Below are 25549 nucleotides of genomic sequence, written 5' to 3' on the forward strand. Positions count from 1 at the left end.
CTCTCAGCGGAAACTCAGGCACGGCCCGCGCCGTGTTTGTTCGGGCTTGTGCGAACCGGCTGCGCGAGCCGGTCGGCCGGTCAGCGCTTCCGGTAGAGGTTCTGCGTCTGATACTCCGGCTCGCTTGTCACATTCACGCCGAGGCTGCGGAAGATGCCCTCGTCCACCGAACCCAGAATCACCGAGGTGTGTGCTTCGCAGCCCCGCAACCGCGAGAGCTGGTCCAGCGCCGCGCGCGCCGCCGGATTCGTCGTCGCTCCCACCGCGAGTGCGATCAGCACCTCGTCCGTGTGCAGACGCGGGTTCCGGCTGCCGAGATGACGGGTCTTGAGGGCCTGGATGGGCTCGATGGTCTCCGGGGCGAGGAGGGCCTCCTCGTCGTCCAGATCGGCGAGCACCTTGAGCGCGTTCAGCAACACGGCGGAGCTCGCGCCGAGCAGGGGAGAGGTGCGACCGGTCACGATCGTGCCGTCCGGGAGCTCGATCGCTGCGGCCGGGCCGCGTGAACTCTTGGCGAGATCGCGTGTGGGCTGCACCACCGGCCGATCCGTCTGGGAGATACCCAGCTGCCCCATGAGCAGCGCGATCCGATCCGATGCATCGGGGTCCAGCCCCTCGCGGCGCTCGGTGACGAGTGCCTTGAAATGGCGACGGAGCACCTCCTGTCGGCTGGCTTCGCGGCACACCTCGTCGTCGCTGATGCAGTGCCCCGCCATGTTCACGCCCATATCGGTGGGGGAGCGGTACGGCGAGGAGCCGGTGAGCTCTTCGAACAGACGGTTCAGAACCGGGAACACCTCGACGTCACGGTTGTAGTTCACGGCCTGCTCGCCGTACGCCGCGAGGTGGAACGGGTCGATCATGTTCACATCGTCAAGATCCGCCGTCGCCGCCTCATAGGCGATGTTGACCGGATGGTTCAGCGGAAGACTCCAGATCGGGAACGTCTCGTATTTCGCGTATCCCGAATTGACGCCGCGGGCGTGGTCATGAAACATCTGCGAGAGGCAGGTCGCCATCTTCCCGGAGCCGGGCCCGGGGCCGGTGACCACCACGACGTCGCGCGACGTCTCGATGTAGTCGTTTCTCCCGAAGCCCTGCTCGCTGAGGATCATGCGGACATCGTTCGGATAGCCCTTGATGAGGTGGTGGCGGTAGACCTTCAGGCCCAGTCGCTCGAGCTTGCGCTTAAACGCGCTGGACGCGCGGTCTCCATCCCCGATCTGGGTGATGACCACGCTGCCGACGAAGAGACCTTTCGCACGGAACTCGTCGATCAGCCGGAGCACATCGGCCTCGTACGAGATGCCGAGATCCGCGCGCACCTTGCTGGAGGCGAGATCCTTCGCGGAGACCGCGATCACGATCTCGACCTCGTCGGCGATCGTCATGAGCATCTCGATCTTGTTGTCCGGCGTGAACCCGGGCAGCACACGAGAGGCGTGGAAGTCATCGAACAGCTTGCCGCCGAATTCGAGGTAGAGCTTTCCGCCGAACTGGGCGCGTCGGGCGTTGATGTGCTCCGACTGCATCCGCAGGTACTCGTCGCGGTCGAATCCGATGGTCTGTGGCACTCGTGGTCTCCTTAATCGCCAGCGAGAAGCCTATCCGGCGCCTGGTCCGAAGCCTCTGAGACACCCCACCGCTGCATCTGGCGGTTCGTGTGGGCGGTTGCTCAGAGACGACTCGTAGGGTCGGTCACATCGGATCGCCGATGATCCTGTCCCGTCGTCGACCCCCAGGAGCCGACCCCATGAAGACATCCGTCAAGGCAGCCCTCATCTCCGTCGGCGTTGTCGTCGTGCTCGTCGTCGCCGCCGTGTTCATCGTGCTGCTGAATCGACCGACTGCACCCACGTCGGCGGAGACGAGCGGCGCGCTGCCGGGCACACGTGCGAACTCGCACGTGATCGATCGGGTGGGGGAGGACGCTCCGACGCTGGTGGAATACCTGGACTTCGAGTGCGAGGCCTGCGCGGCCTTCCATCCGGTGGTCACGGAGCTGCGCGAGCACTATGACGGCCGCATCAACTACGTCGTGCGGTACTTCCCGCTGGCCGGTCATTTCAATTCGATGAACGCGGCACTTGCCGTGGAAGCCGCGGCCCGTCAGGACAAGTTCCTCGAGATGCACGACATGATGTTCGACACGCAGGCGGCCTGGGGTGAGCAGCAGGTATCTGCCGCGGACACGTTCCGCGGCTACGCCGAAGAGCTCGGTCTCGACCTCGCTGCATACGACGCTGCGATCAGCGACCCGGCGACTCGCTCGCGCATCGAAGAGGACGTGAACGACGGCAAGCTGGCGGGCGTTCGCGGAACGCCGACCTTCGTCCTCGACGGCAAGCCGCTGGAACTCACGAAGCTCAGCGATCTGACGGATGCGATCGACGCCGCACTCACACGCTGAATCGCTTCGCGCACGTGCGTGAGCCGATTGCTGGCGCGGCACCACGGCACGGCGATACAGCGATTCGTACCGCCGGCGGGTGCCGTCATTCACCCTCGATGCCAGGCTCAGGGCTGTTCGTCAGCGAAACACGAGCTTACGTGGATCCTGACCACTGAGATCAGAATGACCGATAATGCACATTATGTCAGTTCGCATCATGGCCGCGGGTCTCGTTTCGTCGCCGCGGGCCGCGATCGCCCCTCCCCGTGTGAGGATGTGGGCGTGACCTCTGTCGGAACCCCATCCACTCGGCTGGTCATTCTCCGGGGAGATGCCGCGTCGGGAAAGACAACAACAGCGTTGGCGCTGCGCGGACGACTGAGCTCGAAGGTCGCTCTTATCCACCAGGACTACTTTCGCCGTGAGCTCCTGAGCAATGGACGACAGGCTGCAGCGATCCCGGGACGCCAGTATTCTCATCGTCGGCGCCGCTCGACGAGCGCTGAGTCTCGGACACGACGTGATCCTGGATGGAATCTTCCCTCTGCGAGACTACTCGACGCTGTTCGAGCGTCTGTTCCAGGACCATTGAGGACGGACCCGGATCTACCAGTTCGACGTGGGACTGGAGGAAACCATACGGCGTCACGCTGCACGACCGCTGTCGCAGAAATTCGGCGAGGAGAAGATCCGGGAGTGGTACGACGGGTGGCAGCCCCTCCCCTGGTACGACGAAACGCGCGTCGGCAGAGACGCCTCCACGTCGGATCTCGTGTCAGCGATCCTCTCCGACCTCGGCCTCCACGACTCGCCGTCCCGGCGGATCGAGAGCTAGCTATCCGGTCAGAAGCCTCACGAAGAAGAACGACGCCACGCAGAGCACGCCGACGAGGGTGAGCGCACAACCGAGCACGAACGGGTTCGTGGGTTCCACCGGGTATGACTGCGCGGGTCGCTCCGGATTCACGCACACGACGATCTGCTGGCCGATCGACGGTGGGTTGAGCCGTGGTTGGGAGGTCTTCCCCTCATAGATCTGGCCGTCGGGTCCGGTGTACCGGTAGCTGCTGAGGGCCGAGGAGATCTGGCCTTGACCCGCGTCACCGGATGGGAAGGCGTCCGCGACCTCCCGATGACCCACGACGACGGCCGTGACCTGGGGCCAGGTGCGCATGGCTCGGGCCCGGCGGCGGTACGACCGGAACCCGAATGCGGTCACCGTCACCATGATCAGCACGAACGCCGCCCAGCAACCCCACACCACGGTCTGTACGGTCATCGTTTCGTCACTCCTCCCCGTCCATCCCCCGGAGCCGCCGCCCCTCTCCCCCGTCGCAGCGCGCCAAGGAGAGTCCGGTCGGCGGCGGACCGCCGAGCAGCGACGATTCGCAGCGCGATGCTGGCGAAAAAGAGCAGCGCTGCAACGCACGCCATGCCAACGAAGACATCACGCTCCACGCTGTCGCCCGCGCGCCCGATGCTCGCGGCTCCCCCGATGATGAAGAACACGCCGAGCAACATCATGGGTGTCAGCAAGCGCATCCACCACGCACCGAGCGACACCGAGAAGAACTCGATGAACGGCGTCGGCAAGCCGCGGTGGGATGCGCCGGCCTCGGTGAGCCACGCGTGCGCGAGAGTTCGTCCCCGCCGGGTTCGCCGGTCCTGAAGGATCCCGGTGACGAGGCGCAGCGCCACCCACAGCCCGATGAGCGCCAGGTACGTCGTCATCACCGGGGCCGGGCTCTGCAGCCAGGCGGAGAGGAGGAACACGGCCACGGCTGCCCAGCCGACGACCCGCGTGACGATGCGAATGGTCCGTACGGGACCCGGCTGTCCGAGCCCCGCGGCCTCGAGCCGTGCGCGCGCCGCGGCGTCGTCTGCGGCCCACGCTGCACGCCGTCGCTCACGTTCCTGCGGGTCGAGGGTGGTTCCCGGTGTCGCAGCGGACGCCTGTTGGAGCGCCTCAAGATCGCCCGGATACGGGACATCGGGCCGAAGCGCCTGCAGGCGCAGCACTTCCTCGTAACTGAGCATGCCGTCGCGGGCACGGGCGGCGGTCGTCATCGAGGCGATGTCGCCCCGGACCGCGCGGCCGGGACGCACGGGCCGGGCGCCGGGGTTGCGGGACACGTAGTCCTGCATGATCGCCCAGGCGTACACGGCCCGCTGCTGGCGGGATTGCGCGACGAAACTCACCACCAGCCAGATCAGCAGGAGCAGGAAGACGACTCCCACCAGCAGAACGATCGCACCCTCACCGGCACCGGTCGAACTGGTCGAGTCCGGGTTCCCGCTGTCGATCAGGATGTAGATCCCGCCCGCGAGACCGAGGATCGCGAGCACCGCGGAGAACGCGAATTGCGTGATCCAGTAGCCGAGACCGGAGTACTTCGGTGAACCTGGCATCTGTCGATTCTCCCCCACCCGAACCGCCTCAGAGTTGCGGGGGCGTGATGTGCACAGCCACGTAGCGTCGCGGGTCCTGGTCCCAGGTGCACGACATCTCGAGCCAGAGGTCGAGACCGGTGGCAGTGCCCACGGGGGTGTTGTAGCCGAGGGAGGTGCAGGTCGATGCCGGATCAGCCGCGTACGCTGCGACCCATTCGGTGAGACCTTCGCTCTCGATGCCCGCGGTCGATGCGTGTTCGCGCACGAATGAGAGGAACTGCTCGTCGTCCGAGGCGCTCACCGTCAGCCACAGCTCATCGATCTCCTCGGAGCCCTCGGCGACATACGGCAGGATGCGGTCGCTCGGCACCTCGATGGTGCCGCTGGGTGCGTGGATCGTGACCGCGATCGGATGGGCGGGATCGCTCGCGCTCACGCCGTTCGCGAAATCGCCGGCGCCGGTCAGTCCGACATCCTGCAGGAGGAGCCGGCCACTGCTCCAGTCGAAGCTCGCGCTCCCGGCCCTCCGGATCTGTTCCGCCCCGGCGTCGCTCAGCGAAGAGTTGCCGGCGGCTCCTTCCACTGCTCCCGTCGGGCCGACCGTCGAAACGCTCCAGCCGATGCAGCCGGTCAAGCTCAGCATCATCGTGGTCACGAGAAGGCCTCCGCCGACCAGGGCGGCTAATCGAGAGGTCCCACGAGTTCTCACCGTCCGATCCTACGGGCAAGCCCGAACTCCTCCGGGAAGCCGGGGCCCTGCGCCGGGGTGTCACGGACGCGGCGCGGGATCAACCGTGTCGTACGCGTCGTGCTGCCCGCTGTGCCACTCCCCCGTGACCGTCGACGATCGCATCACTTCCAGCACGAGACCTTGCAGCGCGTCGATCCGACGCTCACTCGGGATCCCCCTCACCCGGGGCGAATCAGTTCGCGCTTTCGCTTTCCCGGCTGCGTGCTCGGGCGCGGGGCAACACTGTCGGAGAATGGTGGCATGACCGCCCCCATCCCCACCGTGTTGTTCGTCTGCGTCCACAACGCGGGACGTTCGCAGATGGCCGCGGGCTACCTGCAGCATGTGGCGGCCGGCCGCGTCGACGTCCGCTCGGCAGGCTCCAAGCCGAAGGACAGCATCAACCCGGTCGCCGTGGTCGCCATGGCGGAAGTCGGCATCGACATCACGACCGGTGCCCCCAAACTGCTCACCGTCGACGCCGTGCAGCAGGCGGATGTCGTGATCACCATGGGGTGCGGCGACGCCTGCCCCATCTTCCCTGGAAAGCGCTACGAGGACTGGGAACTGGATGATCCAGCCGGGCAGGGCATCGAGGCCGTCCGCGCGATCCGCGACGACATCCGCGCGCGCGTCGTCGCCCTCCTGAGCGAACTCACCAGCGCCTAGTGTCCTGCGCCCGACGTTCGTTTGCCGTTTCGACCTGAGCAAATCCGCACCATCTCGCGGATCTCAGCCGCGGCGTGCAGCAGCGAATGAGCGGATCGCGACACTGACTCCGCCGCTACCGCAGCACGGGATGCGGCGCTGTCAGCGGGCGAAGACGAGCTGCCAGGCGAAGCCGATGCGATTGAACGGCTCGCGCCCGCTCAGTTCGAGTTCGAGGGCGAGGAGGTCGTCGAAGTAAGACTCGTCGTGCTTCGGGAGGTCGTCGACCAGAAGGTCGTTGGCGATGCGGTTGCCGTAGTGCCCCACCTGCACGAGCCCGGCCGCGCGCGCTTCATCGCTGATGCGATCCGCCTCGACCTTCCGGACCTCCGTGTTGAAGGTGTGCACCGCGAGGGTATCGGCCTGAAGCTCGGCCATCGCGGCTGCCGGACCGTCGCTCACCACCGTTCGCAGCACGCGGCCCGCCGGATTCACGTCCATCACCGACAGGCGTCCGCCACGACGGACTCGTCGGGCCAACGCGGGGATGTCACCACCATCGGCGGGCCGGTATCGCAGCACGAAGTGGCAGAGCACGAGGTCCCACTCCCCCTCCGGTAGGTCGTCCAGTCCGCCGCGGATGGTCGAAATGGTGGTGGCCTCCGCGCGAGCGCGCCGTTGCGCCTCGGCGAGCCAGGACTCGGACGGATCGACGATCGTCACGTCGTGTCCCGCGCGTGCGAGCGGCAGCGCGTCCATTCCGTCGCCCCCACCAACGTCGAGGACTCGCAGGCCCGCGCCGAGCGTGCTCGCCTCCCGCCGGAGGATCTCGGCCACGACCGCGTAGCGGATCCGCGCCCACGGCGTGCGCGTGTACTGCTGCCACGCCTGCAGCTTCTCGCTGAACGGATCAGTCATGATCTGCCCCGTCCTTCTTGCGCCCGCAACGGGCAGCAAGATCGTGCAATAGGGCGTCCATCTCCGACACGAGCTCTCCCACGGGACGTCGCGCATCGAGCTCACGATCGGCGCGAGCACGCAGCAGCGGCTCGACCTCCGCGACATGCCGGCGGATGAGCGCCTGATCCTCGGCGGATCGCCCGTACGGATTGGTCGTCCGATGCGCCACTCGATGGATCAGGACTTCGACCGGAGCGCTGAGCAGCACGATCTGCTCGAATCGATCAGCGAAGCGGCCCTGATTCTCGACGGTTCCGGACACCACGAGAGCGCCGTCGGTGTCGAGGAGTCGGTCCATGCGGGCTTCGTCCCACGTGCCGTCGGCGAGCGTCCACCCGTCGTAGTCCGTATCCACCGTGCGGTGTCCGCGAGCGGCCAACGCGGCGAGGAGAGTGCTCTTGCCGGTGCCGGACATGCCGGTGACCAGGATGCGGGCGCCGCGCGGCGCGTCGGCCGTGGGCCTCGGATCGTTCGCCACGCCCGTCATGGCAGGGGAAGCCCGGAATCGTCGAAGACGACGCCCTCCGACTCGAGGCGCTCGCGTGCAGCGTGATGGACGACGCCGCGCTTGCGGGGATCGGCTTCCAGCAGGCTCAGGAGCGTCTTGCGTGATGCACCCGGGTGCGCGGCCACCTCGATACGCACGCCCCAGAACCGATCCCGCGCGAAACGGGCAAGGACATCGTCATCCGCATCCGGATTCGCGGCGGCCACCGCTCGGATCGACTGATTGGGGTCGGTGAGGAGGACCTCGAATTCCTCTGCCGTGTGTGCGCCGCTGGCGAGCGCATGGCGCCGCTGTTCGTCCGCGATCTGCTCCGGTGTCTTCCGCTTACCCATGCACGCTCCTTCCCGGCACCACGCTACGCGGTCACCGGGCGAGAGCGTGCAGTGCCCACGTCACGCTCAGCATCAGGAGGGCAAGAAGCGGGAAGAGCCAATCCACGAGCAGAAGGAACGCGAGTCGATTGCGCTGCGTGCTCGGCCTGACCCCGCCGCTTCGAGGATCGGCGATCTCATCGGCGTCTGCGCTACGCACGGTGGCCAGGCTCCCGGCCACACTCAGAGCGACGAGGACCCCGGCCGCTACCAGCAGAATCGGCAGCGCCGGCATCACCAACCACGCATCGGCAGCCGACGACGGCGCCAGGAGCGCGCCGACCGCGCCGGACGCCCCCGCCGCGAGCACGAGGAGGACGGGAAGCCAGCGCTGGCGCATCACGGCGCGCGGGTAGAACGGGAAGGCGAACAACAGGGTCAGCAGCAGCGGGACACACAGCACCAGCAACTGCGGCAGTGACAGCAGGATCGGCTCCCCGGCGAACAGCGCGCTCGCGGCCAGCGAGAACACGATGAATGCGAAGAGTCCGACCACGGGCAGCAGCACGGTGCGCAGGGCCTGCTCGCGCGCGCCACCCACCGGCATGTCGAGCGATGCCGCGTAGGCCCGCGCCGGCCCGAACGCCTCTTCCGCCGACTGCCCGCTGTCCTCGACCAGTTCGCGAACGCTGGCGACCGCGTCACCGATCGCGCGCCCCGGCACGCGGCGCAGCCGCAGCTCGATGATGAACAGCTCGATCCAGGTCTCGTCGTTCTGAGTGGTGCTCATGATTCTTCCCCCGTGTCAGCTCTCGGCTCGGTCATGTAGGCGGCGCTCACCGTGGCGAACTGCAGCCACATGGTTCGGACGCGGTTGAGCTCAGACCGGCCCTCCTCCGTCAGCGCGAAGAACTTCCTCCCTGGCCCCGCATCCCCCGGCCGCCATTCGGCTCGCACCAGCCCCGCCGCCTCGTAGCGGCTCAGCAGCGGATACAGCGTTCCGCCCTTCACCACCCCGAACCCGCTCGCCTCGAGCTGCGTGATGATCGCGTAGCCGTACGACGGTCCGCTCTCCAGGGCGCGCAGGGTGAACGCACCGAGCATGGCCCGGAGCCAGTCGCTCGGCCACGGCGCGGACCGAGCGGAGTCGGACGAGGAGGGTGCCACCATGACTAGATTGTCTGTCTAACTAGTCAAGATTGCAACCTACAGGTCAGTGCGACTCCCCGGGGCGGCTCAGCATCCCGGCGCGCGGCGCCGCCAACGATGCGCCGGCCACATGTCGACAGGCCACCAGGTTCTGTGCACTCGGGGCGACGCTTCCGCGCTCCAGCACATCGATCAACGCCGACACGCCCTGGCGTCCCAGCTCTTCGCCGGGAACGGCCCAGACATCCAGCCGCGGATCAATCATCGACGCGATCTCCACCGTGGAGTCGATGAGGCCGACGGAGACGTCCTCCGGAACATGTGCGCCGAGGGCGCGCAGACCGGCGACGAATCCGGCGGCGAGCAGCTCGTCGTGCACCAGCACAGCGGTCACGGCCCCATGCTGCGCCACCAGCCGGCCCGCGGCCGCGAACCCGGCGTCAGCCGTACGCGCAGCCCCGAATGCGGCGGTGCGCATGCCCAGCTCCTGCCCCGTCCGCTCGAACGCGGCCCGCACGCGCAGCGGCGGGGCGTAGCCGCCGTGATCATCCGGATCCGTCACGGTGTCCAGCAGCAGCACATCGCGGTGTCCCAGTGCGCTCAGCCGGGCGAGCGCGTCGGCGACGGTCGCGTCGAAGTCGATGTCGACGTAGGCGAGGCCCGACACGTCGTCCGTCCTCCCGACCAGTGCGAACGGCACACCGTTCGAGCGCAGGAAGTCGACACGCGGGTCCTGGGCCCACACCTCCATCACGACCAGGCCCTCGATGAGACCCGCACCCGTCAACTCGCCGAGCTCGGCATCCGACCCCACGGTCGGCGAGACCACGAGGGTGTAGCCCTGCGCCTGGGCCTGCGCGGCCGCGCTCGTGAAGAACTGGAATGCGGACCCCTGAACGGCACGCTCGCCCGTCGGGTAGAGGAGGCCGATGACGCGGGTGCGCCGCGAGGCGAGCGCACGGGCTATCACGTTGCGGCGGTATCCGGCTTGCGCCATCGCGGCCTCCACGCGCTGACGAGTCTCTTCCGAGACCGGCTTCGAGCCATTGATCACGAACGAGACCGTCGCTACCGACACCCCGGCAAGGCGCGCGACGTCGCGCATGGTGACTGCGTTGTTTGCCATGATCTCCCCCGCCTCGAACCTGCGGCTGCGTGGACCGCTCCCCCATCATGCCCTACTAAACGGCATGACCGTAAACCGTTTAACTCAGGGTTGACAATAGCGGCCATCTTGGTCACACTCATTAGCAACGGGGCCGGTTAACCGGTTTACCGTCTTCCGAGTATTGGCAAAGGAGCCCGTGATGAAGAAGTCCACAGCAATCGCATCCGCCGCGATTCTCGCCCTCCCACTCGCCCTGGCGAGCTGCAGCGGGAGCACCCCGAGCAGCGGCGGGGATGGCGACACCATCACGGTGATGGACTACTACAACAACGAGCCGGACAAGACCATGATCGGTGAGGCCATCGACGAGTGCGCTGCGACCATCGGGATCACCGTGAAGCGCACCACGGTGCCGGGCAAGGACCTCATCCAGAAGGTGCTCCAGCAGGCGTCGAGCAAGACGCTGCCCGACGTCCTGATGCTGGACAACCCCGACGTCCAGCAGATCGCCGCCACCGGCGGCCTCACCCCGTTCGGCCAGCTCGGACTCGATGGTTCCGGATCCGCTCAGGGCATGATCGATGCCGGCACCTACGAGGGCGAGCTGTACGGGCTGGCACCCACGGCGAACACGCTCGGGCTCTTCTACAACAAGAAGCTCCTCGCCGAGAAGGGCATCACTCCGCCGGCCACCTGGGACGAACTGAAGTCCGCGGCGGCGGCACTCACCTCCGGCGACCAGTACGGCGTCGCCTTCTCCGCGATCGCGACCTACGAGGGCTCCTGGCAGTTCCTCCCGTTCATGTGGACCAACGGCGGCGACGAGACCGATCTCACCTCGCCGGAGGTCGCCGAGGCACTCCAGCTCTGGGTCGACCTCGTGAAGTCCGGTTCCGCATCCGACGGGGTGATCAACTGGTCCCAGAGCGACGTGAAGGACCAGTTCCTCGCGGGCAAGGCGGCCATGATGATCAACGGCCCCTGGCAGATCCCCGCGCTCGACGCCGATGCCTCCATCGAGTGGGGAAGCGTTCAGGTCCCGGTCAACAAGGCGGGTCAGACCCCGGTTGCCCCGCTGGGTGGCGAACTGTGGACCATCCCGCAGACCGGTGACAAAGCGAAGCAGGCGAACGCGGCCCAGCTCGTCGAGTGCCTGACCTCGGACGACACCGAGATGAAGCTGGCTACCCAGCGCTTCACCGTGCCCGTGCGCACCAGCCTCGCCGGAGACTACGTCGCCGAGATGCCGTCGATGGAGGCGTTCGTCAAGCAGGTCGAGAACGCCCGTTCGCGTACGGGCGAGCTGGGCGAGGAATGGCCGAAGGCCGCGACCCAGATCTACACCGCGATCCAGCTCGCGCTCACCGGGCAGGCGACGGCCGAGGACGCGTTCGCTCAGGCCGCGGCGGGTTGACCCGATGACCGCGGTCACTCTGCGCGCCCCGGCGCGCTCGGATGCACAGCGGCGACGCGGCGGGCTTCGAGGTGAGCGCCTGACTCAACTCCTGTTCATCGCGCCGGCTGTCCTCTTCCTCGTGCTGTTCTTCGGCTACCCGGTGGTCAAGAACGTCACGATGAGTTTCCAGGACTACACGCAGAAGACGTTCTTCACCGGCGAGGCACCCTGGGTGGGGCTGGCCAACTACGCGACCGCCACGTCCAGCCAGCTGTTCGTGCCGGCGCTGTGGAACACCCTGCTGTTCACGGCGGGCTCGATCGCGGGACAGCTGATCATCGGGCTCGCGCTGGCGTCGTTCTTCACGAAGCGATTCCCGCTGTCAGGACTGTTGCGCTCGCTCCTGCTGCTTCCCTGGCTACTCCCGCTGATCGTCTCCAGCGCGGTGTGGCGATCGATCCTGGACAAGGACAGCGGAGTGCTCAACCAGTTCCTCATGTCGCTCGGCCTTCAGGCGGTGCCCTGGCTCACCAGCACGCAATTCGCACTGATCGCGGTGATCATGGTGAACATCTGGATCGGCATCCCGTTCAACGTAACGATCCTCTATGGCGGGCTGCAGGACATCCCCGGAGAGCTCTACGAGGCGGCAGCTCTCGATGGCGCGACGAAGTGGAAGGCGTTCTGGCACATCACACTGCCGAACCTTCGTCCCGTGCTCAGCGTCGTGCTGGTGCTCGGCGTGGTCTACACGATCAAGGTCCTGGACATCATCCTGGGCCTGACCAACGGCGGCCCCGCCAATGCGACTCAGACGATCGCCGTCCGCTCCTACCAGGAGACGTTCGTCAACTTCGACTTCGGGCTGGGTGCGGCGTTCAGCAACATCCTGATCGTCATCTCTCTCGTGTTCGCCATCATCTACCTCCGGGCATCTCGGCGCCCGGTGGACGAATGAGGAGGTCGTGATGTCCGTCATGTCTTCAGCGACCTCGCGGGTGGTGCTACCGAAGGCGCACCACCGGAGGGCGCCGCGATCCGCGCGCACGTGGGTCTACACCGCCGTCGGCATCGTGATCCTCGCGGTGATGCTGTTCCCGGTCTACTGGATGATCAACATGTCGTTCCAGCCGTCGGGCAACACCCTCAACAGCGAGTTCTTCCCGACGCAGCCGAGCCTGGACGGCTATGCCATCGCCATCCGGGATCAGGGCGTGAATCTGCTGACGAGCCTGGTGATCTCACTCGGAGTGGTCGTGGTGAGCCTGGCGATCGCCGCACCGGCAGCCTATGCGCTGGCACAGTTCCGCGGTCGATGGGTGGACGGCGTGCTGCTGGCGATCCTGATCTCACAGATGATCCCGCACATCGTGATCGCGAACGCGCTCTATACCGCGTACAACGATCTCGACATGCTCAACTCGATCGCCGGGCTGATCCTGGCCGACTCCACCACGGCGATCCCCTTCGCGATCCTCATTCTGCGTACGGCGATGGCTGCGGTTCCCGTCTCGATCGTCGAGGCCGCCCGGGTGGATGGCGCCGGCCTCTGGCGGGCGTTCGCGGCGATCGTGCTCCCCGTCGCGCGCAACGGCGTGATCACCGCGGCCCTCTTCTCGTTCCTGTTCTCGTGGAGCGACTTCTTGTTCGCCCTCACGCTGACCACCACCGAGGAGGTGCGTCCGGTCACACTGGGCATCTACACCTACCTCGGCACCCAGGTGGCGAACTGGGGTGCGGTGATGGCGACCGCCGTGCTGTCCTCCATCCCCGCCATCCTCCTCCTCGTCCTCGCCCAGAAGTTCGTCGCCGCCGGTGCCGCCGGCGGTGCCGTGAAGTGAAAGAGAAAGACCCGACATGACTGACAACATCCGACCCATCCGCGTCCTCGTCTGGGGCGAGAACCGCCACGAACAGCTGGAACCCGACGTCGCAGAGCGCTATCCCGACGGCATGCACGGTGCGGTCGCCGCCGGCATCCGCGAAAACCTCGGGGACGGCGCGACCGTGACCACCGTCACCTTGGACGATCCGGAACACGGCCTCAGGGAGGACGTGCTCGCCGCCACGGACGTACTGGTGTGGTGGGGCCACGCCGCACACGCGGAAGTGGCCGACGAGGTGGTCGATCGCGTCCATCGACACGTGCTGGAGGGCATGGGGCTGGTGGTGCTGCACTCGGGACACTGGTCGAAGATCTTCCAGAAACTCATGGGCACCACATGCACCCTGCGCTGGCGTTCCAAGCACGACCGGGAGATCGTCTGGACAGTGGACCCGACCCATCCCATCGCCCAGGGCGTGCCGCACCCGTTCATCATCCCGGAGCAGGAGATGTACGGCGAGTTCTTCGACGTGCCGGCACCCGACGAACTGGTGTTCCTGTCCACGTTCTCCGGGGGCGAGGTGTTCCGCAGCGGAATGACCTACCGGCGCGGGTACGGGAAGATCTTCTACTTCTCCCCCGGCGACCAGGACTACCCGGTGTACTTCCATGAGCACGTGCGCCGCGTGATCGCCAACGGCGTGCAATGGGCACAGACGCTGCGCCCCGAGCGCGAGATCCCGGTGCTGCTGCGGTACGAGACCGAGGACTTCTGGAACGGACAGGGCTACCGCGGAGCGATGGCGCGATGACCCCCCGCCCTCTCCGCCTTGTTCAGGTCGGGGCCGGCGCGATGGGACGCGCGTGGCTGCGGACCATCACCGAGAGCCCCGACGTCGAGCTGGTGGCACTCGTCGATCTGAACGCTTCTGCCGCCACCCAGGCCGCCGCAGATCATGGCATCAGCGGCATCGTCATCACGGACTCTCTGGAGGACGCCATCCGGCGCACCGCACCCGAGGCCGTCGTGGACGTGACGGTTCCCGTGGCGCACTCCGAGGTCAACATCACGGCAATGCGTGCGGGACTGCCCGTGCTGTGCGAGAAGCCGATCGCCCCCACGGTGGCGGACGCGCGGCAACAGGCGCGCGTGGCGAGAGAGACCGGCCGGCTCCTGATGACGAGCCAGTCGCGGCGGTACTACCGGGCGTTGGCCCGCTTCCGCGAGCAGATCCGCGCCCTCGGCCCGGTGGGTGCCGTGTCCACGCGCTTCTTCAAGGCCCCGCACTTCGGTGGGTTTCGTGAGGAGATGCGCCACGTCCTCCTCGTCGACATGGCCATCCATGCTTTCGATGCCGTCCGCTACCTGACCGGACGTGACCCGGTCGCCGTGGTCTGCCGCGAGTCGAACCCGCCCTGGAGCTGGTTCGCGCACGGCGCCAACGCCGTCGCGGTGTTCGAGTTCGCCGACGGCAGCACGTACACGTACGACGGCAGCTGGTGCGCCCCCGGCGACGAGACGAGCTGGAACGGCGACTGGTTCGTGAGCGGCGAGCACGGCACGGCTCGCTGGGACGGTGCGGGCGACCCAGTGCTGACCGGCCCGCCCGAACCCGCGCATGTCGCAGGCAGCGAGCGGGAGGAGATCGCGGGCGCACTGGAGGACTTCGTCGATGCCGTGCGCACCGGACGGACGCCGGACACCGAGGTGCACGCGAACATCGTCAGCCTCGCAATGGTGGAGGCCGCCGTGCTCTCCGCTGAAGAGGGACGGCGGGTGCTTCTCGCCGAGGTGCTGGAGCGATGAGCCGCGCCGGCGGGCCGTCGCCGCGCGCGATCGTGTCGACGGCCCGCCGACGCTCCCCCACAATTCCCCGGAAAAGCCGGTAAAGTCGGCTGGTGACGTCTGACACCCCCACGACCGAATCCGCGCCCGACACCGAGGGCGAGATCCTTCCGACCTTCGCCGACCTCGGCATCGACGGCCCCGTCCTTCATGCCATCCGCGATCTGGGCTACGAGCGCCCCTCACAGATCCAGGCGGCCACCATTCCGGTGCTGCTGGAGGGTCACGATGTCGTCGGCATGGCCCAGACGGGCACGGGCAAGACCGCAGCATTCGCCCTGCCGGCACTGCAGAAGCTGGATCCTGCACAGAAGACCCCGCAGATCCTGGTGCTCGCCCCCACGCGCGAGCTCGCACTGCAGGTGGCGGAGGCGTTCGAGAGCTACGCTGCGCGGATGAAGGGCGTGCACGTCCTCGCCGTCTACGGCGGCCAGGGGTACGGTGTACAGCTGTCCGCCCTTCGTCGCGGGGTACAGGTGGTCGTCGGCACGCCGGGCCGGGTCATGGACCACCTCGCCAAGGGCACGCTCGATCTGTCCGAGCTTCGCTACCTCGTGCTCGACGAGGCGGACGAGATGCTCAAAATGGGCTTCGCGGAGGACGTGGAGACGATCCTCGCAGAAACGCCGGACACCAAGCAGGTCGCGCTGTTCTCCGCGACGATGCCCCCGCAGATCCGCCGCATGTCGCAGAAGTACCTGCACGAGCCGCGTGAGATCACCATCGCTGGCAAGACGACCACGAACACCAACATCACCCAGCGCTACCTGATCACCTCGTGGCAGCGGAAGGTGGATGCACTGACCCGCATCCTCGAAGTCGAGAACTTCGACGCGATGATCATCTTCGTGCGCACCAAGAGCGAGACCGAGGGGCTGGCCGAGAAGCTGCGCGCCCGCGGCTACAGCGCCGCCGCGATCAGCGGTGACGTCACGCAGATCCAGCGTGAGAAGACCGTGAATCAGCTGAAGTCGGGCAAGCTCGACATCCTCGTGGCCACCGATGTCGCCGCGCGCGGTCTGGACGTGGAGCGCATCAGCCACGTGGTCAACTACGACATCCCGACCGACACCGAGTCCTACGTGCACCGCATCGGCCGGACCGGCCGCGCCGGTCGCACGGGTGACGCCATCAGCTTCGTGACGCCACGCGAGCGCTACCTGCTCGCGCACATCGAGCGCGCCACGCGCCAGGCACCCACTCAGATGCAGCTGCCCGGACTGGCGGAGATCAACTCCACGCGACTGGAGCGCTTCGACGACTCCATCACAGCCGCCCTGGAGGACGCCGGTCGAGTCGAGCGGTTCCGCGACATCATCGCTCACTACGTGCGCAACCATGACGTCCCCGAAGTGGACGTGGCCGCAGCTCTCGCGATCGTGGCACAGGGCGAGACGCCCCTGTTGCTGGACGAGGACGAGGACCGCGCGTTCCAGGACGAGCTCGCCTCGCTGGAGCGGGGCAAGCAGCGGGCGCCCCGTGATGGTGGCGACCGCGGCACGCGCGAGCCGCGCCGTTCGCGGGACGCCGCCGACTACGCCTCGTACCGCATCGAAGTGGGACGACGCCACCGTGTCGAGCCGCGTCAGATCGTCGGCGCACTCGCGAACGAGGGCGGCCTGCGCCGCGATGACTTCGGCGCGATCAACATCCGTCCGGATTTCTCCATCGTGCAGCTGCCGGCGAACCTCTCCCCCGACGTGCTCGACAAACTTCGCGACACCCGCATCTCGGGCCGCCTGATCGAGATCAAGCCGGACCGTGGAGCGCCCGGTCGTCGGCGCAACGACGACGGTGACGACCGCCGGGGCGGCTACCGTGACCGCGACGACCGCCGTGGCGGCCGCAGCGACCGTCACGACGACCGCGGTTACGGCGATCGCAAGCCGCGTCACCGCCGCGATTGAGATCTGACCGATGCCGTACCCCAGCTTCGATCCGTCGACGTTCAGCGGATCACCGGCTTCCGGGCCGGCCCGGGCTGCAGGTGCGGCATCGTCGTTCGGCGCGCCCGCGGATTCGTCCCCGCGGAGAACCTTCGACCCCGCCCGGGGATTCGGCGGTGGTCGTTCGACGTTCGCCGGCACCGCTGACGCGTACGCGGCCCATCGTGCTCCGCTGCCCGAGGATGTCGTTTCCTACCTGCGTGCGCTGCTGCCGTCGGGGCGCCGGGGCCGGCTCCTGGACGTGGGGACGGGTACCGGGGCCGCCCTGCTGCCTCTCCTGCCCGCCGTCTCGTCGGCCATCGGCATCGATCCCGATGCGCACCTGCTCGATCGCACGGCGGCGACGCTTTCCGGCGGTGCGAGCGGCGCCGACGTGGAGTTACGCGCGCAGCCTGCCGAGGCGTTCACGGTGCCGGCCGGCTGGCAGGCAGACCTCGTGACCGTCTGTCGCGCATTCCACTGGTTCGACCGTCCCGCCTTCCTGGAGCGGGTGACGCCCGTGATGAACGCCGGTGCGAGCCTGGCGGTGCTCAGTGACTGCAGCGTGTGGTCGGACGACCAGCCATGGAAGTCCGCCGTGATCGGCGTCATCACGGAGTTCCTGGGCCCGCGGCGCCGCGCCGGGGACGGCTTCTACGAGCCACCCGCCCGTCCCTTCGTCGAGGACATCCGCGCAAGCGGACTGCAGAACGTCGTGACTGTGGAGTTCCCCTTCCGGCGCACGCTGACCGTCGAGGACATCCTCGGCGAGCTACGCTCGTCCTCCTTCGCCTCCCGCGCGGTGCTCGGACGAGCTCACACGCGCTTCGAGTCCCGGCTCCGCGAAGCGCTCGCCCCCGTCGCGCGCGCGGACGGAAGGCTGGTGGACGACAACGTGTTCACCGTGATCGTCGCAGAGCGCCCGTGAGCGAGGAACGAACAGCGCTGATCGTCGAGATCCCGGACGCACGCCGGCTCGCTTCTCTGCCGGGCGCTTTCTCGGAGGGCCGCCGGCTGGGAGTGCCGCCCCACCTCACTCTGCTCACCCCCTTCGTGCCACGGGATCGGTGGGCACCGCCCATGCTGCCGCGGCTTCGTGACCTGCTCGCGTCCACATCGCCGTTCGCGGCTCGGTTCTCACGCATTGAACGGTTCCCGGACGGCACGCAGTGGCTAGCACCGGATGATCCGGCCCCGTTCGTGCGCCTGATCACACGGATCGTCGCCGCGTTCCCGGATTTCCCTCCCTACGGCGGCATCCATGACGGCATCACTGCGCACCTCACGATCGGCGAGGTCGATCCCCTCGCGGCAACCGCCCTCGGCCCCTTCCTTGCGAGCGTGCGCGAGGTCGTGCTGGGCTCCTACACATCCGACGCGGGTTCATGGCGGGAGCATCACCGAATCCCGCTAGCGCATCCCGGGACTCGGCTCTTCTGACGCTCTCTGCGTTGCGCCACGCGCGGGAACGGCGCGATGGCCGTGCAAATGCGGGCGCGGGCATAATCGATCTATGCCGAAGATTTCCGCCGCGACCGTCGCCGAGCACCGCACCGCGCAGCACGCGGCGCTGCTCGCGGCGGCCGAGGAGCTGCTGCTGAGCGACGGGATCGACGCTGTCACGCCCAGCGCGGTCACGTCGCGGGCCGGCCTTGCGCGTTCGACCTTCTACGAGTACTTCCCTTCGAAGGACGACCTTCTGGTGGCTCTCGCGCGAGAGGCGTTCGAGTTGTGGACGAAGGAGCTGGCACAGTCCGTCGCCCTCGCCGAGCCCGGCCGTGAGCAGCTGCGTGCCTACATCGCCGCCACGATCCGTCTCGCAGCCGATGGCAGGCACGACCTCGCCACAGTGCTGCGCGGAGTATCGCTCTCCCCCAAGTCCCAGGCGGACATCGTCGCACTGCACACCGCGTTGGATGACCCCCTCGGCGAGATCCTGCGCGAGCTGGTCGGCCCGCAAGCCCGCACCGCAGCACCGCTGATTCACGGCCTGCTCGGCAGCGCGATGAAGCTGGCCACGGCCGGACGACCGGCACCGGAGGTCACCGAGATCGCGACCCGCATGGTGCTCGACGGCATCGGCGTCGCGCCCGCGTCCTGAGCCAGCTGTTTTCCCGACACAGTGTCGGATAAACTGCCGACATGGACATCCTCATGAACATTCTGCTGGCCCTGCACATCATCGGCGTCGCCAGCCTTCTCGGCGGCATGCTCGTGCAGATGAAGAAGATGAAGACCGGCGAGACAACGATCCTGCCGGCGATCATGCACGGCGCCTGGACCATGCTCGCCACCGGACTGATCATGGTGGGCATCGCCGAGATGCAGTGGAAGCCGGGTGCGGAGTTCCACATCTGGCTCGCGATCAAGGTCGTGATCCTGCTCGTGATCGTCGTCATCGCGCTGATGAACCGCAAGAAGGCGAAGCTCGCCGGCTGGGTGCTTCCCGCGCTGATGGCTCTGACGGTGCTCAACATCTTCGTCGCCGTCTTCCGCCCCACCGGCAGCTGAGTCCCAACCGCATCGCACTCTCACCGGCGGCTGAGGCCGACTGGCAACGGAAGTCCTACGCGGTGGAGCCCTTCCGGGACGCGGGCGGACGATCATTCCGGCGGCTCCGCTCGCCCTCAGGCGGCGCGAGCGGCCGCTGCGAGCAGGGCGCGCGCCGCCGTGATCGCCGGCTCGGTTCCCTGCTTCCAGACGGCACCGAGCTGGCGGCGGAACTCCGTGCCTTCGACCGCAACCCGCACAAGCCGCCGCTCGTCGACATATCGCTTCGCCGGAAGTGTGCTGATGACCGCCGGCGCCACATCGGCTGCGGCCGACTCCAGCACGGCGGTGTTGTTGGACAGCTCCACCGCGGGTGCCGCGATCGCCTCGTCGGTCACACCGTGCGAGCGAAGAGCGGATCGCATGACCGCCCGGCAGCCCGAGCCGGCTTCGCGAGTCGCCAGCGGCGTCTGCGCCAGAGTCCAAGCCCTGATCGAGGCACGACGCACCCAGGGGTGACGCGGCGACACGTAGACACCCAGCTCGTCATTGGCCAGAAACCGATAGGACAGGCCGCGTGGCGGCTCATCCCCCTCGACGAATCCGAGGTCCACCGCTCCCTCAGACACCAGGCGGATGACATCGCGCGTGTTCGTCGTGATGGCCCGCACGTCGCGGGCGTCGTGCCCCTGCCGGACGAAGGTGCTGATCCATCGAGGCAGGAAGTACTCCGCGATGGTCATGCTCGACGCGACGCGCACGCTGCGATCCGTGGCCGCGAAATCCGTCAGCGAACGGTCGAGGGACTGCGCGGCCTGCAACAGCGGTCCCGCAAGGTCCAGAAGTCGTCTCCCGGCCGGAGTGAGTTCGGAAGCGCGCGACCCGCGCACGACCAGTTGAGAACCGAGACGCTGCTCGAGCCGTCGCAGGCGCATGGAGGCGGCTTGCTGGGAGATCGCGAGTTCGTCAGCGGCGAGGCTGATCGACCGCGTACGGGCGATCGTGGCGAGCAGGTCCAGCGTCCGCAGGTCCGGAAGGTCATCGCTCAACACGAGCCGAGTCTACGCACAACCTGACGTTGTGGCATCACCACCAGGTCGTCGTTCTGGTGGAGGATCGCCGTTTCTACGCTGAGAACTGGGCGCACGAGACACGCTGCGCCACTGATCAGAGGAGCCATCATGGCCAAAGTTCTCATCGTCCTCTACCCCGACCCGGTGAGCGGCTATCCGCCCGAGTACGCCCGGGACAGCATCCCCGCGATCTCCTCGTACCCCGGCGGAGCATCGCTTCCGTCGCCGAAGTCGATCGATTTCGTCCCCGGCCAGCTCCTCGGTTCGGTGTCCGGTGGCCTCGGGCTCGTCGAGTGGCTGAGGTCGGAAGGCCACCAGGTCGTCGTGACGAGCGACAAGGAAGGACCCGACTCCGTCTTCCAGCGTGAGCTGCCCGACACTGACATCGTCATCTCCCAGCCGTTCTGGCCGGCATACCTCACCGCCGAGCTGATGGATCGCGCCGAAAAGCTCCAGCTGGTGATCACCGCGGGAATCGGTTCGGACCACACAGACCTCAACGCCGCCAACGCCCGCGACATCACCGTGGCGGAGGTCACGTACAGCAACAGCATCAGCGTCGCGGAGCACACGGTCATGCAGGTGCTGGTGCTGGTGCGGGACTTCGTGACCCAGCACCAGATCTCTGTGGACGGCGGATGGAACATCGCAGACGCGGTATCGCGCTCCTACGATGTCGAGGGCATGCGGGTCGGCGTGTTCGGAGCGGGCCGCATCGGGCGGGCGGTGATGGAGCGGCTCGCGCCGTTCGGCGTGCGGCTCGCCTACACCGATCGGTTCCGGCTGCCGGCGGAGTACGAGGAGAAGTACTCGCTCACGTACCACGAGAGCATCACGGAGCTCGTCACAGACATCGACATCCTCACCGTTCACGCCCCGCTCACGGATGAGACGCGCGGGCTGCTCGATGACGCGCTGCTGTCCACCATGCCGCGAGGCGCATACATCGTCAACCCCGCGCGCGGGGCCATCGCCGACCGCGACGCGATCGTGCGCGCTCTGGAGAGCGGTCATCTCGCCGGGTACGCCGGCGATGTCTGGACCCCGCAGCCGGCACCGGCCGATCACCCCTGGCGCCGCATGCCCCACAACGCGATGACCACGCACACGTCGGGGACCTCGCTGTCCGGTCAGGCACGCTACGCGGCGGGCACTCGCGAGATCCTGGAATGCTGGTTCGCGGGCGAGCCGATCCGGCCCGAGTACCTCGTCGTGGCCGGCGGCAGCTATCAGGGCGTCGGCGCCCACTCCTACGCCCAGCAGCCGAAACAGCAGTCCTGACGTACCTCTCGTGTCGCGGGTTCCCTGGGGCACCCGCGACACGTACTCGCCGCGCCGCAATCGAGGATCTCCTATGCCCCGCAAGCCCGTCATCGGCATCCTGCAGCCTCGAGACCCGGACCGCACCGCCGAGTTCCGGGTGGCGGCGAGCATCGCCGTCCCGGTGCTGGTCCTGCTGCTCCGAGATCAGCCGCACCTGATCGTCTATGCAGCGTTCGGGGCGTTCACCGGCATGTACGGACGAGGCGCGGCGTGGCCTGAACGCCTGCGCTCACAGCTCGCTGGCGCCGGCCTCATCGCGGTCGGGGCAGGGACCGGCGTGCTGCTGGCGGCCGCGGGCGCTCCGTTCCCGGTTGTGCTTCTCGTCGAGACCGCATACGCCGCAGCGGGATCATGCTGGGCCGACCGCACCTCGCTGAACCCGAGGGGCCCGTTCTTCGGGATCTTCGCCCTCGGCGCCTGTGCGTCCATCACCCCTCCGAATCCTCCGGCGTACGCCATCCTGATCACGACGGGCACGGCGGCTCTCGCACTCGCCGTCACGGCGGTCGATGCGTGGGTGCGCTGCGCCAGAAACGGCGATCAGGCGGTCGGCGGCCGAGCTCCGGCGGTCCCCCGCAGCGCCGGAGCACGCGCGATGGAGTACGCGCTGGTCGTCCTCAGCGCGGGCACCGCCGGCTACGTCCTGGGCTGGGGCCACTCCTACTGGGCGATGGCTTCTGCGGCCGTGCCGCTGGCGGCTGCAGATCTGCCCGGCCGCATCGGGCGAGGACTGCATCGCATCATCGGAACCCTCGCCGGGCTGATCGTCACCGCAGCGGTGCTCGTCGGGACGCCGCCACCAGGCTTCCTCGCGATCGTCGTCATCGTCCTGATCATCCCCACCGAGGCTCTGATGAGCCGTCACTACGCCGCGGCGCTTGTCTTCTTCACCCCAATGATCCTCATCATGACCCAGCTGGCCGCGCCCGTCCCACGCTCTCAGCTGATCGTCGATCGCGCGGCGGAAACCGCGCTGGGCGCGGTCATCGGAATGCTCGTCGTGTGTGCGATCAGCGGCACAGAAGCCCTCCTGCGTCGCGCGACGGCACGTACGCGGGAAAGAAGACCACCCGCCGCGCGGGTGCCTTCGTCAGAAGGCGCTCGCAGCGGCGTACGAACGGTTGCGGGCGGCACGCTCTCCTCGAGGCGCTGAGCGGACGAGCCAGTGGGCTTCTCCGCCGGGAATATCGCAGGATCGCGACTCATCCCGAGCACGTCGAACGCCGAGACCAGCGCGCCTGGCCCTGAGCGGCAGCACAGCGGCCTGCGCGCTCACGGGGTCGGCTCTACGGTGATCCAGTCACCGAACTTCGGGAGGCGGCCGTCGCCGGAGCTGGTGCGCGTCAGACGACGCTTGATCCACGGCAGCACGTGCTCACGGTAGTAGGACGCGTCGCGCAGCGCGGGCGTGGTGTCGACCACGGGGAGGGACCACCATCCATCCGGAACGCGCTCGCCCAGCGCGCGCAGTACGCGGGCGGCCACGCGGTGGTGCCCCCGTGCATTCATGTGCAGGCGGTCTTCGGCCCAGTAGCCCGCGCCGGACAGCTCGCGATCCGGCCAGTTGAGTGCCCGGATCACATCGGGGCGGTGGGCGATGCGGGAGATCACGGCGTCAGAGAGCAGGTCGCCACGGCGCTGGATGAGCGACGACAGCGGCAGGCCGGCCGACGGGTTCGCGCCGGAGAGAATCACCAGCTGAACGCCTTCCTCGTCGCACCGCCGGAGCACCCGGGAGAAGGCGTCGGCGATGTGCTCGACGTCAGTCGCCGGGCGGAGCGTGTCGTTGCCGCCGCCGTTGAACGAGAGGTGCGTCGGCTTGAGCGCCAGCGCCGGTTCGAGCTGCTCTTCCACCACGGGCCACGCCAGCTTGCCGCGGATGGCGAGGTTGGCGTACTCGATTTCCGCGCCGCGGGAACGCGCCCAGCCCTGCGCGACCAGGTCCGCCCAGCCGCGCGGGATGCCGTTCGCATCCTCATCGCCGACTCCCTCCGTGAAGGAATCGCCGATGGCCACGAAACGGATCTGATTCACCGCTCCAGCCTACGACCGTCAGCGGTTGTCGAGTGCGCGACCCCGGAGGTCGCTGAGGCCCCATGTCGCGATCGCCGCGATGGCGAAGAACACGGCGAACACCACGAACAGGATGGGGACGCTCCCCCACCCAAGTACCCACGGCACCACCAGGGGCGCAACAATCGACGCGATTCGGCCCACTCCCGCGGCCCAGCCGGAACCGGTCGCACGCAGCGAGGTGGGGTAGGTCTCGGGTGACACGGCGTACAGCGCACCCCACGCTCCGAGGTTGAAGAACGACAGGAGCATGCCGGCGATGATGATGCCGGTGGGATCGCCCGCTGTCCCGTAGAGCACGGCGGCGACGGCCGAGCCGATGAGGAACACCGAGAGCGTGATGCGGCGGCCCCACACTTCGATCAGCCAGGCGGCGACCGCGTATCCAGGCAGCTGTGCGAGGGTGATGATCAGGGTGAACTCGAACGACTTCACCAGCGTGTACCCCTGGGCCACCAGCAGCGACGGAATCCAGATGAACGCGCCGTAGTAGGAGAAGTTGACGCAGAACCACACGAGCCAGAGCGAGAGCGTGCGGCCGCGGAACTCGGGGGCGAACAGCGCCCGGAGCCGTCCGCGGATGTTCTCCTTCGGGCCCGCCGGCTCCGTCGTCGCCGCCACGGCTGCGGAAGCGGGAACCGTCCGTCCTCGCGCCGACACCTCGAACTGGCGCACGATGAGGTCGGCTTCCGCGTGGCGCCCGCGTGATTCCAGCCAGCGGGCCGACTCCGGTAGCCCCCAACGGACGATGAGCGCATAGACCGCGGGAATCGCGCCCAGCGCGAATGCCCAGCGCCAGCCGTCCGGGGAGCTGGGCACCACGAACACACCGATCACGGCTGCGGCAAGCCAGCCGACCGCCCAGAACGCCTCGAGCAGCACGACGACTCGACCACGGATGCGGGCGGGGGCGAACTCGCTCACATACGTGGACGCCACGGGGAGCTCTGAGCCGAGCCCGAGCCCCACGATGAAGCGCAGCACAAGCAGGAGCGCGAGTCCGCCGACAAGGGCGCTCGCGCCGGTTGCGACGCCGTAGACGAGGAGGGTCAGCGCGAACACCTGACGACGGCCGAACTTGTCGGCGAGGAGGCCGCCCAGACTCGCGCCGACGGCCATGCCGACGAAGCCCACCGAGCTGATCAGGCCCAGCTCTTCTTTGCCGAGCTGCCACTGGGCGCCGAGCGCGGCGATGATGAACGAGATCAGTCCCACGTCCATCGCGTCCAGAGCCCATCCCAGCCCCGATCCCGTGAGGACCCGGCCGAGCTTGGGGGTGAACGGGAGCCGATCGAGACGCGTCGCGACGTCGTCCTCGCGGGGGGCTGAGGTCATTCGCTCATCGTATCGGGCCGCCGGCGAGCTCTTCGACCGCCGGCGGCCCGTATGACGTTGCGCGAC

Annotated in this window: 28 protein-coding genes; 15 read left to right on the forward strand and 13 right to left on the reverse strand. The window is 67.8% G+C overall.

Annotated features, from left to right (window positions below; all coding sequences use genetic code 11):
* Positions 1 to 80 precede the first annotated feature (80 nt).
* The gene (locus ACIQJ5_RS07765) at positions 81 to 1574 is read right to left on the reverse strand and encodes a DUF1846 domain-containing protein (RefSeq protein WP_402842584.1); all 1494 of its coding nucleotides are present in this window, start codon (positions 1572 to 1574) and stop codon (positions 81 to 83) included.
* Positions 1575 to 1753: 179 nt separating this feature from the next.
* Between ACIQJ5_RS07765 and ACIQJ5_RS07770 the strand changes: the two genes are divergently transcribed.
* Both ACIQJ5_RS07770 and ACIQJ5_RS07775 read left to right on the forward strand, forming a co-directional pair.
* A complete protein-coding gene (locus ACIQJ5_RS07770) occupies positions 1754 to 2410 on the forward strand; it encodes a DsbA family protein (protein ID WP_402842587.1) in 657 nt (218 codons plus the stop codon).
* Between the two features lie 418 nt (positions 2411 to 2828).
* Complete coding sequence (locus tag ACIQJ5_RS07775) at positions 2829 to 2984, forward strand: hypothetical protein (protein WP_402842590.1); 156 nt, start codon at positions 2829 to 2831, stop codon at positions 2982 to 2984.
* Between the two features lie 243 nt (positions 2985 to 3227).
* Here ACIQJ5_RS07775 and ACIQJ5_RS07780 read toward each other — a convergent pair whose 3' ends face one another.
* From ACIQJ5_RS07780 to ACIQJ5_RS07790, 3 genes are read right to left on the reverse strand one after another with little or no spacing between them, the layout of a single operon-like run.
* Positions 3228 to 3671 (reverse strand): DUF3592 domain-containing protein, encoded by a 444-nt coding sequence (locus ACIQJ5_RS07780; protein ID WP_402842593.1) that lies wholly within the window; start codon positions 3669 to 3671, stop codon positions 3228 to 3230.
* Positions 3668 to 4801: a hypothetical protein gene (locus tag ACIQJ5_RS07785; RefSeq protein WP_402842595.1), complete on the reverse strand. Its 1134-nt coding sequence runs from the start codon at positions 4799 to 4801 to the stop codon at positions 3668 to 3670. Before ACIQJ5_RS07785 ends, ACIQJ5_RS07780 begins: the two co-directional genes overlap by 4 nt.
* A gap of 28 nt (positions 4802 to 4829) precedes the next feature.
* Positions 4830 to 5438: a hypothetical protein gene (locus tag ACIQJ5_RS07790; protein WP_402842597.1), complete on the reverse strand. Its 609-nt coding sequence runs from the start codon at positions 5436 to 5438 to the stop codon at positions 4830 to 4832.
* Between the two features lie 336 nt (positions 5439 to 5774).
* Here ACIQJ5_RS07790 and ACIQJ5_RS07795 point away from each other — a divergent pair, with 336 nt between their 5' ends.
* Positions 5775 to 6182 carry an arsenate reductase ArsC gene (locus ACIQJ5_RS07795; RefSeq protein WP_402842600.1) on the forward strand — a complete coding sequence of 136 codons (408 nt, stop codon included), beginning with the start codon at positions 5775 to 5777 and terminating at the stop codon, positions 6180 to 6182.
* A 141-nt stretch (positions 6183 to 6323) separates the two neighbouring features.
* On the opposite strand, the gene ACIQJ5_RS07800 is transcribed toward ACIQJ5_RS07795, so the two are convergent.
* Genes ACIQJ5_RS07800 through ACIQJ5_RS07825 form a run of 6 tightly spaced genes read right to left on the reverse strand, consistent with a single transcriptional unit; the run spans position 6324 to position 10215 of the window.
* The gene (locus tag ACIQJ5_RS07800; RefSeq protein WP_231090148.1) at positions 6324 to 7079 is read right to left on the reverse strand and encodes a bifunctional 2-polyprenyl-6-hydroxyphenol methylase/3-demethylubiquinol 3-O-methyltransferase UbiG; all 756 of its coding nucleotides are present in this window, start codon (positions 7077 to 7079) and stop codon (positions 6324 to 6326) included.
* Positions 7072 to 7599, reverse strand: coding sequence for an AAA family ATPase (locus ACIQJ5_RS07805; protein WP_402842604.1), 528 nt, complete (start codon positions 7597 to 7599; stop codon positions 7072 to 7074). Before ACIQJ5_RS07805 ends, ACIQJ5_RS07800 begins: the two co-directional genes overlap by 8 nt.
* Positions 7600 to 7604: 5 nt before the next feature.
* Complete coding sequence (locus ACIQJ5_RS07810; RefSeq protein ID WP_231090150.1) at positions 7605 to 7961, reverse strand: hypothetical protein; 357 nt, start codon at positions 7959 to 7961, stop codon at positions 7605 to 7607.
* A 31-nt stretch (positions 7962 to 7992) separates the two neighbouring features.
* On the reverse strand, positions 7993 to 8730 hold the full coding sequence (locus tag ACIQJ5_RS07815) for a hypothetical protein (protein ID WP_231090151.1): 738 nt from the start codon (positions 8728 to 8730) through the stop codon (positions 7993 to 7995).
* Positions 8727 to 9110 (reverse strand): PadR family transcriptional regulator, encoded by a 384-nt coding sequence (locus ACIQJ5_RS07820; RefSeq protein ID WP_231090152.1) that lies wholly within the window; start codon positions 9108 to 9110, stop codon positions 8727 to 8729. The genes ACIQJ5_RS07815 and ACIQJ5_RS07820 overlap by 4 nt, the downstream gene beginning before the upstream one ends.
* 43 nt (positions 9111 to 9153) lie before the next feature.
* A complete protein-coding gene (locus tag ACIQJ5_RS07825; RefSeq protein ID WP_231090153.1) occupies positions 9154 to 10215 on the reverse strand; it encodes a LacI family DNA-binding transcriptional regulator in 1062 nt (353 codons plus the stop codon).
* Positions 10216 to 10396: 181 nt separating this feature from the next.
* On the opposite strand from ACIQJ5_RS07825, the gene ACIQJ5_RS07830 reads away from it, so the two are divergent.
* From ACIQJ5_RS07830 to ACIQJ5_RS07875, 10 genes are all read left to right on the forward strand, one after another.
* Complete coding sequence (locus ACIQJ5_RS07830) at positions 10397 to 11611, forward strand: extracellular solute-binding protein (RefSeq protein ID WP_402842609.1); 1215 nt, start codon at positions 10397 to 10399, stop codon at positions 11609 to 11611.
* 4 nt (positions 11612 to 11615) lie between these two features.
* Positions 11616 to 12551: a carbohydrate ABC transporter permease gene (locus ACIQJ5_RS07835; RefSeq protein WP_402842612.1), complete on the forward strand. Its 936-nt coding sequence runs from the start codon at positions 11616 to 11618 to the stop codon at positions 12549 to 12551.
* A gap of 130 nt (positions 12552 to 12681) precedes the next feature.
* The gene (locus tag ACIQJ5_RS07840) at positions 12682 to 13434 is read left to right on the forward strand and encodes a carbohydrate ABC transporter permease (RefSeq protein WP_402843424.1); all 753 of its coding nucleotides are present in this window, start codon (positions 12682 to 12684) and stop codon (positions 13432 to 13434) included.
* A gap of 16 nt (positions 13435 to 13450) precedes the next feature.
* Complete coding sequence (locus tag ACIQJ5_RS07845; protein WP_231090156.1) at positions 13451 to 14230, forward strand: ThuA domain-containing protein; 780 nt, start codon at positions 13451 to 13453, stop codon at positions 14228 to 14230.
* Positions 14227 to 15225, forward strand: a complete 999-nt coding sequence (locus tag ACIQJ5_RS07850) for a Gfo/Idh/MocA family protein (protein ID WP_231090157.1) — start codon at positions 14227 to 14229, stop codon at positions 15223 to 15225. The genes ACIQJ5_RS07845 and ACIQJ5_RS07850 overlap by 4 nt, the downstream gene beginning before the upstream one ends.
* Before the next feature lie 92 nt (positions 15226 to 15317).
* On the forward strand, positions 15318 to 17171 hold the full coding sequence (locus tag ACIQJ5_RS07855; protein ID WP_402842616.1) for a DEAD/DEAH box helicase: 1854 nt from the start codon (positions 15318 to 15320) through the stop codon (positions 17169 to 17171).
* Between the two features lie 10 nt (positions 17172 to 17181).
* Complete coding sequence (locus ACIQJ5_RS07860; RefSeq protein ID WP_402842618.1) at positions 17182 to 18117, forward strand: class I SAM-dependent methyltransferase; 936 nt, start codon at positions 17182 to 17184, stop codon at positions 18115 to 18117.
* A complete protein-coding gene (locus ACIQJ5_RS07865) occupies positions 18114 to 18629 on the forward strand; it encodes a 2'-5' RNA ligase family protein (RefSeq protein WP_231090160.1) in 516 nt (171 codons plus the stop codon). Before ACIQJ5_RS07860 ends, ACIQJ5_RS07865 begins: the two co-directional genes overlap by 4 nt.
* Before the next feature lie 73 nt (positions 18630 to 18702).
* On the forward strand, positions 18703 to 19290 hold the full coding sequence (locus ACIQJ5_RS07870; RefSeq protein WP_231090161.1) for a TetR/AcrR family transcriptional regulator: 588 nt from the start codon (positions 18703 to 18705) through the stop codon (positions 19288 to 19290).
* Between the two features lie 41 nt (positions 19291 to 19331).
* Positions 19332 to 19700, forward strand: coding sequence for a hypothetical protein (locus tag ACIQJ5_RS07875; RefSeq protein ID WP_231090162.1), 369 nt, complete (start codon positions 19332 to 19334; stop codon positions 19698 to 19700).
* Between the two features lie 116 nt (positions 19701 to 19816).
* On the opposite strand, the gene ACIQJ5_RS07880 is transcribed toward ACIQJ5_RS07875, so the two are convergent.
* Complete coding sequence (locus tag ACIQJ5_RS07880; RefSeq protein ID WP_402842622.1) at positions 19817 to 20731, reverse strand: LysR family transcriptional regulator; 915 nt, start codon at positions 20729 to 20731, stop codon at positions 19817 to 19819.
* A 129-nt stretch (positions 20732 to 20860) separates the two neighbouring features.
* Here ACIQJ5_RS07880 and ACIQJ5_RS07885 point away from each other — a divergent pair, with 129 nt between their 5' ends.
* Both ACIQJ5_RS07885 and ACIQJ5_RS07890 read left to right on the forward strand, forming a co-directional pair.
* The gene (locus ACIQJ5_RS07885) at positions 20861 to 22033 is read left to right on the forward strand and encodes an NAD-dependent formate dehydrogenase (RefSeq protein ID WP_231090164.1); all 1173 of its coding nucleotides are present in this window, start codon (positions 20861 to 20863) and stop codon (positions 22031 to 22033) included.
* Positions 22034 to 22106: 73 nt separating this feature from the next.
* Positions 22107 to 23228: an FUSC family protein gene (locus ACIQJ5_RS07890; protein WP_402842626.1), complete on the forward strand. Its 1122-nt coding sequence runs from the start codon at positions 22107 to 22109 to the stop codon at positions 23226 to 23228.
* Positions 23229 to 23347: 119 nt separating this feature from the next.
* On the opposite strand, the gene ACIQJ5_RS07895 is transcribed toward ACIQJ5_RS07890, so the two are convergent.
* Positions 23348 to 24109: an SGNH/GDSL hydrolase family protein gene (locus ACIQJ5_RS07895; protein WP_402842628.1), complete on the reverse strand. Its 762-nt coding sequence runs from the start codon at positions 24107 to 24109 to the stop codon at positions 23348 to 23350.
* Positions 24110 to 24127: 18 nt separating this feature from the next.
* Positions 24128 to 25483 carry an MFS transporter gene (locus tag ACIQJ5_RS07900; protein WP_402842631.1) on the reverse strand — a complete coding sequence of 452 codons (1356 nt, stop codon included), beginning with the start codon at positions 25481 to 25483 and terminating at the stop codon, positions 24128 to 24130.
* Positions 25484 to 25549: the final 66 nt, after the last annotated feature.

It is taken from the genome of Microbacterium sp. GXS0129 (assembly GCF_044769785.1).
In the GTDB taxonomy this organism is placed as follows: Bacteria; Actinomycetota; Actinomycetes; order Actinomycetales; family Microbacteriaceae; genus Microbacterium; species Microbacterium nymphoidis.

Coding starts and splice junctions, on each gene's coding strand:
- ACIQJ5_RS07770 (WP_402842587.1), top strand. CDS start 1,754: ATGAAGACATCCGTCAAGGCAGCCCTCATCTCCGTCGGCGTTGTCGTC.
- ACIQJ5_RS07775 (WP_402842590.1), top strand. CDS start 2,829: ATGGACGACAGGCTGCAGCGATCCCGGGACGCCAGTATTCTCATCGTC.
- ACIQJ5_RS07780 (WP_402842593.1), bottom strand. CDS start 3,671: ATGACCGTACAGACCGTGGTGTGGGGTTGCTGGGCGGCGTTCGTGCTG.
- ACIQJ5_RS07785 (WP_402842595.1), bottom strand. CDS start 4,801: ATGCCAGGTTCACCGAAGTACTCCGGTCTCGGCTACTGGATCACGCAA.
- ACIQJ5_RS07795 (WP_402842600.1), top strand. CDS start 5,775: ATGACCGCCCCCATCCCCACCGTGTTGTTCGTCTGCGTCCACAACGCG.
- ACIQJ5_RS07800 (WP_231090148.1), bottom strand. CDS start 7,079: ATGACTGATCCGTTCAGCGAGAAGCTGCAGGCGTGGCAGCAGTACACG.
- ACIQJ5_RS07810 (WP_231090150.1), bottom strand. CDS start 7,961: ATGGGTAAGCGGAAGACACCGGAGCAGATCGCGGACGAACAGCGGCGC.
- ACIQJ5_RS07815 (WP_231090151.1), bottom strand. CDS start 8,730: ATGAGCACCACTCAGAACGACGAGACCTGGATCGAGCTGTTCATCATC.
- ACIQJ5_RS07820 (WP_231090152.1), bottom strand. CDS start 9,110: ATGGTGGCACCCTCCTCGTCCGACTCCGCTCGGTCCGCGCCGTGGCCG.
- ACIQJ5_RS07825 (WP_231090153.1), bottom strand. CDS start 10,215: ATGGCAAACAACGCAGTCACCATGCGCGACGTCGCGCGCCTTGCCGGG.
- ACIQJ5_RS07830 (WP_402842609.1), top strand. CDS start 10,397: ATGAAGAAGTCCACAGCAATCGCATCCGCCGCGATTCTCGCCCTCCCA.
- ACIQJ5_RS07835 (WP_402842612.1), top strand. CDS start 11,616: ATGACCGCGGTCACTCTGCGCGCCCCGGCGCGCTCGGATGCACAGCGG.
- ACIQJ5_RS07840 (WP_402843424.1), top strand. CDS start 12,682: ATGCTGTTCCCGGTCTACTGGATGATCAACATGTCGTTCCAGCCGTCG.
- ACIQJ5_RS07845 (WP_231090156.1), top strand. CDS start 13,451: ATGACTGACAACATCCGACCCATCCGCGTCCTCGTCTGGGGCGAGAAC.
- ACIQJ5_RS07850 (WP_231090157.1), top strand. CDS start 14,227: ATGACCCCCCGCCCTCTCCGCCTTGTTCAGGTCGGGGCCGGCGCGATG.
- ACIQJ5_RS07860 (WP_402842618.1), top strand. CDS start 17,182: ATGCCGTACCCCAGCTTCGATCCGTCGACGTTCAGCGGATCACCGGCT.
- ACIQJ5_RS07870 (WP_231090161.1), top strand. CDS start 18,703: ATGCCGAAGATTTCCGCCGCGACCGTCGCCGAGCACCGCACCGCGCAG.
- ACIQJ5_RS07875 (WP_231090162.1), top strand. CDS start 19,332: ATGGACATCCTCATGAACATTCTGCTGGCCCTGCACATCATCGGCGTC.
- ACIQJ5_RS07885 (WP_231090164.1), top strand. CDS start 20,861: ATGGCCAAAGTTCTCATCGTCCTCTACCCCGACCCGGTGAGCGGCTAT.
- ACIQJ5_RS07890 (WP_402842626.1), top strand. CDS start 22,107: ATGCCCCGCAAGCCCGTCATCGGCATCCTGCAGCCTCGAGACCCGGAC.
- ACIQJ5_RS07900 (WP_402842631.1), bottom strand. CDS start 25,483: ATGACCTCAGCCCCCCGCGAGGACGACGTCGCGACGCGTCTCGATCGG.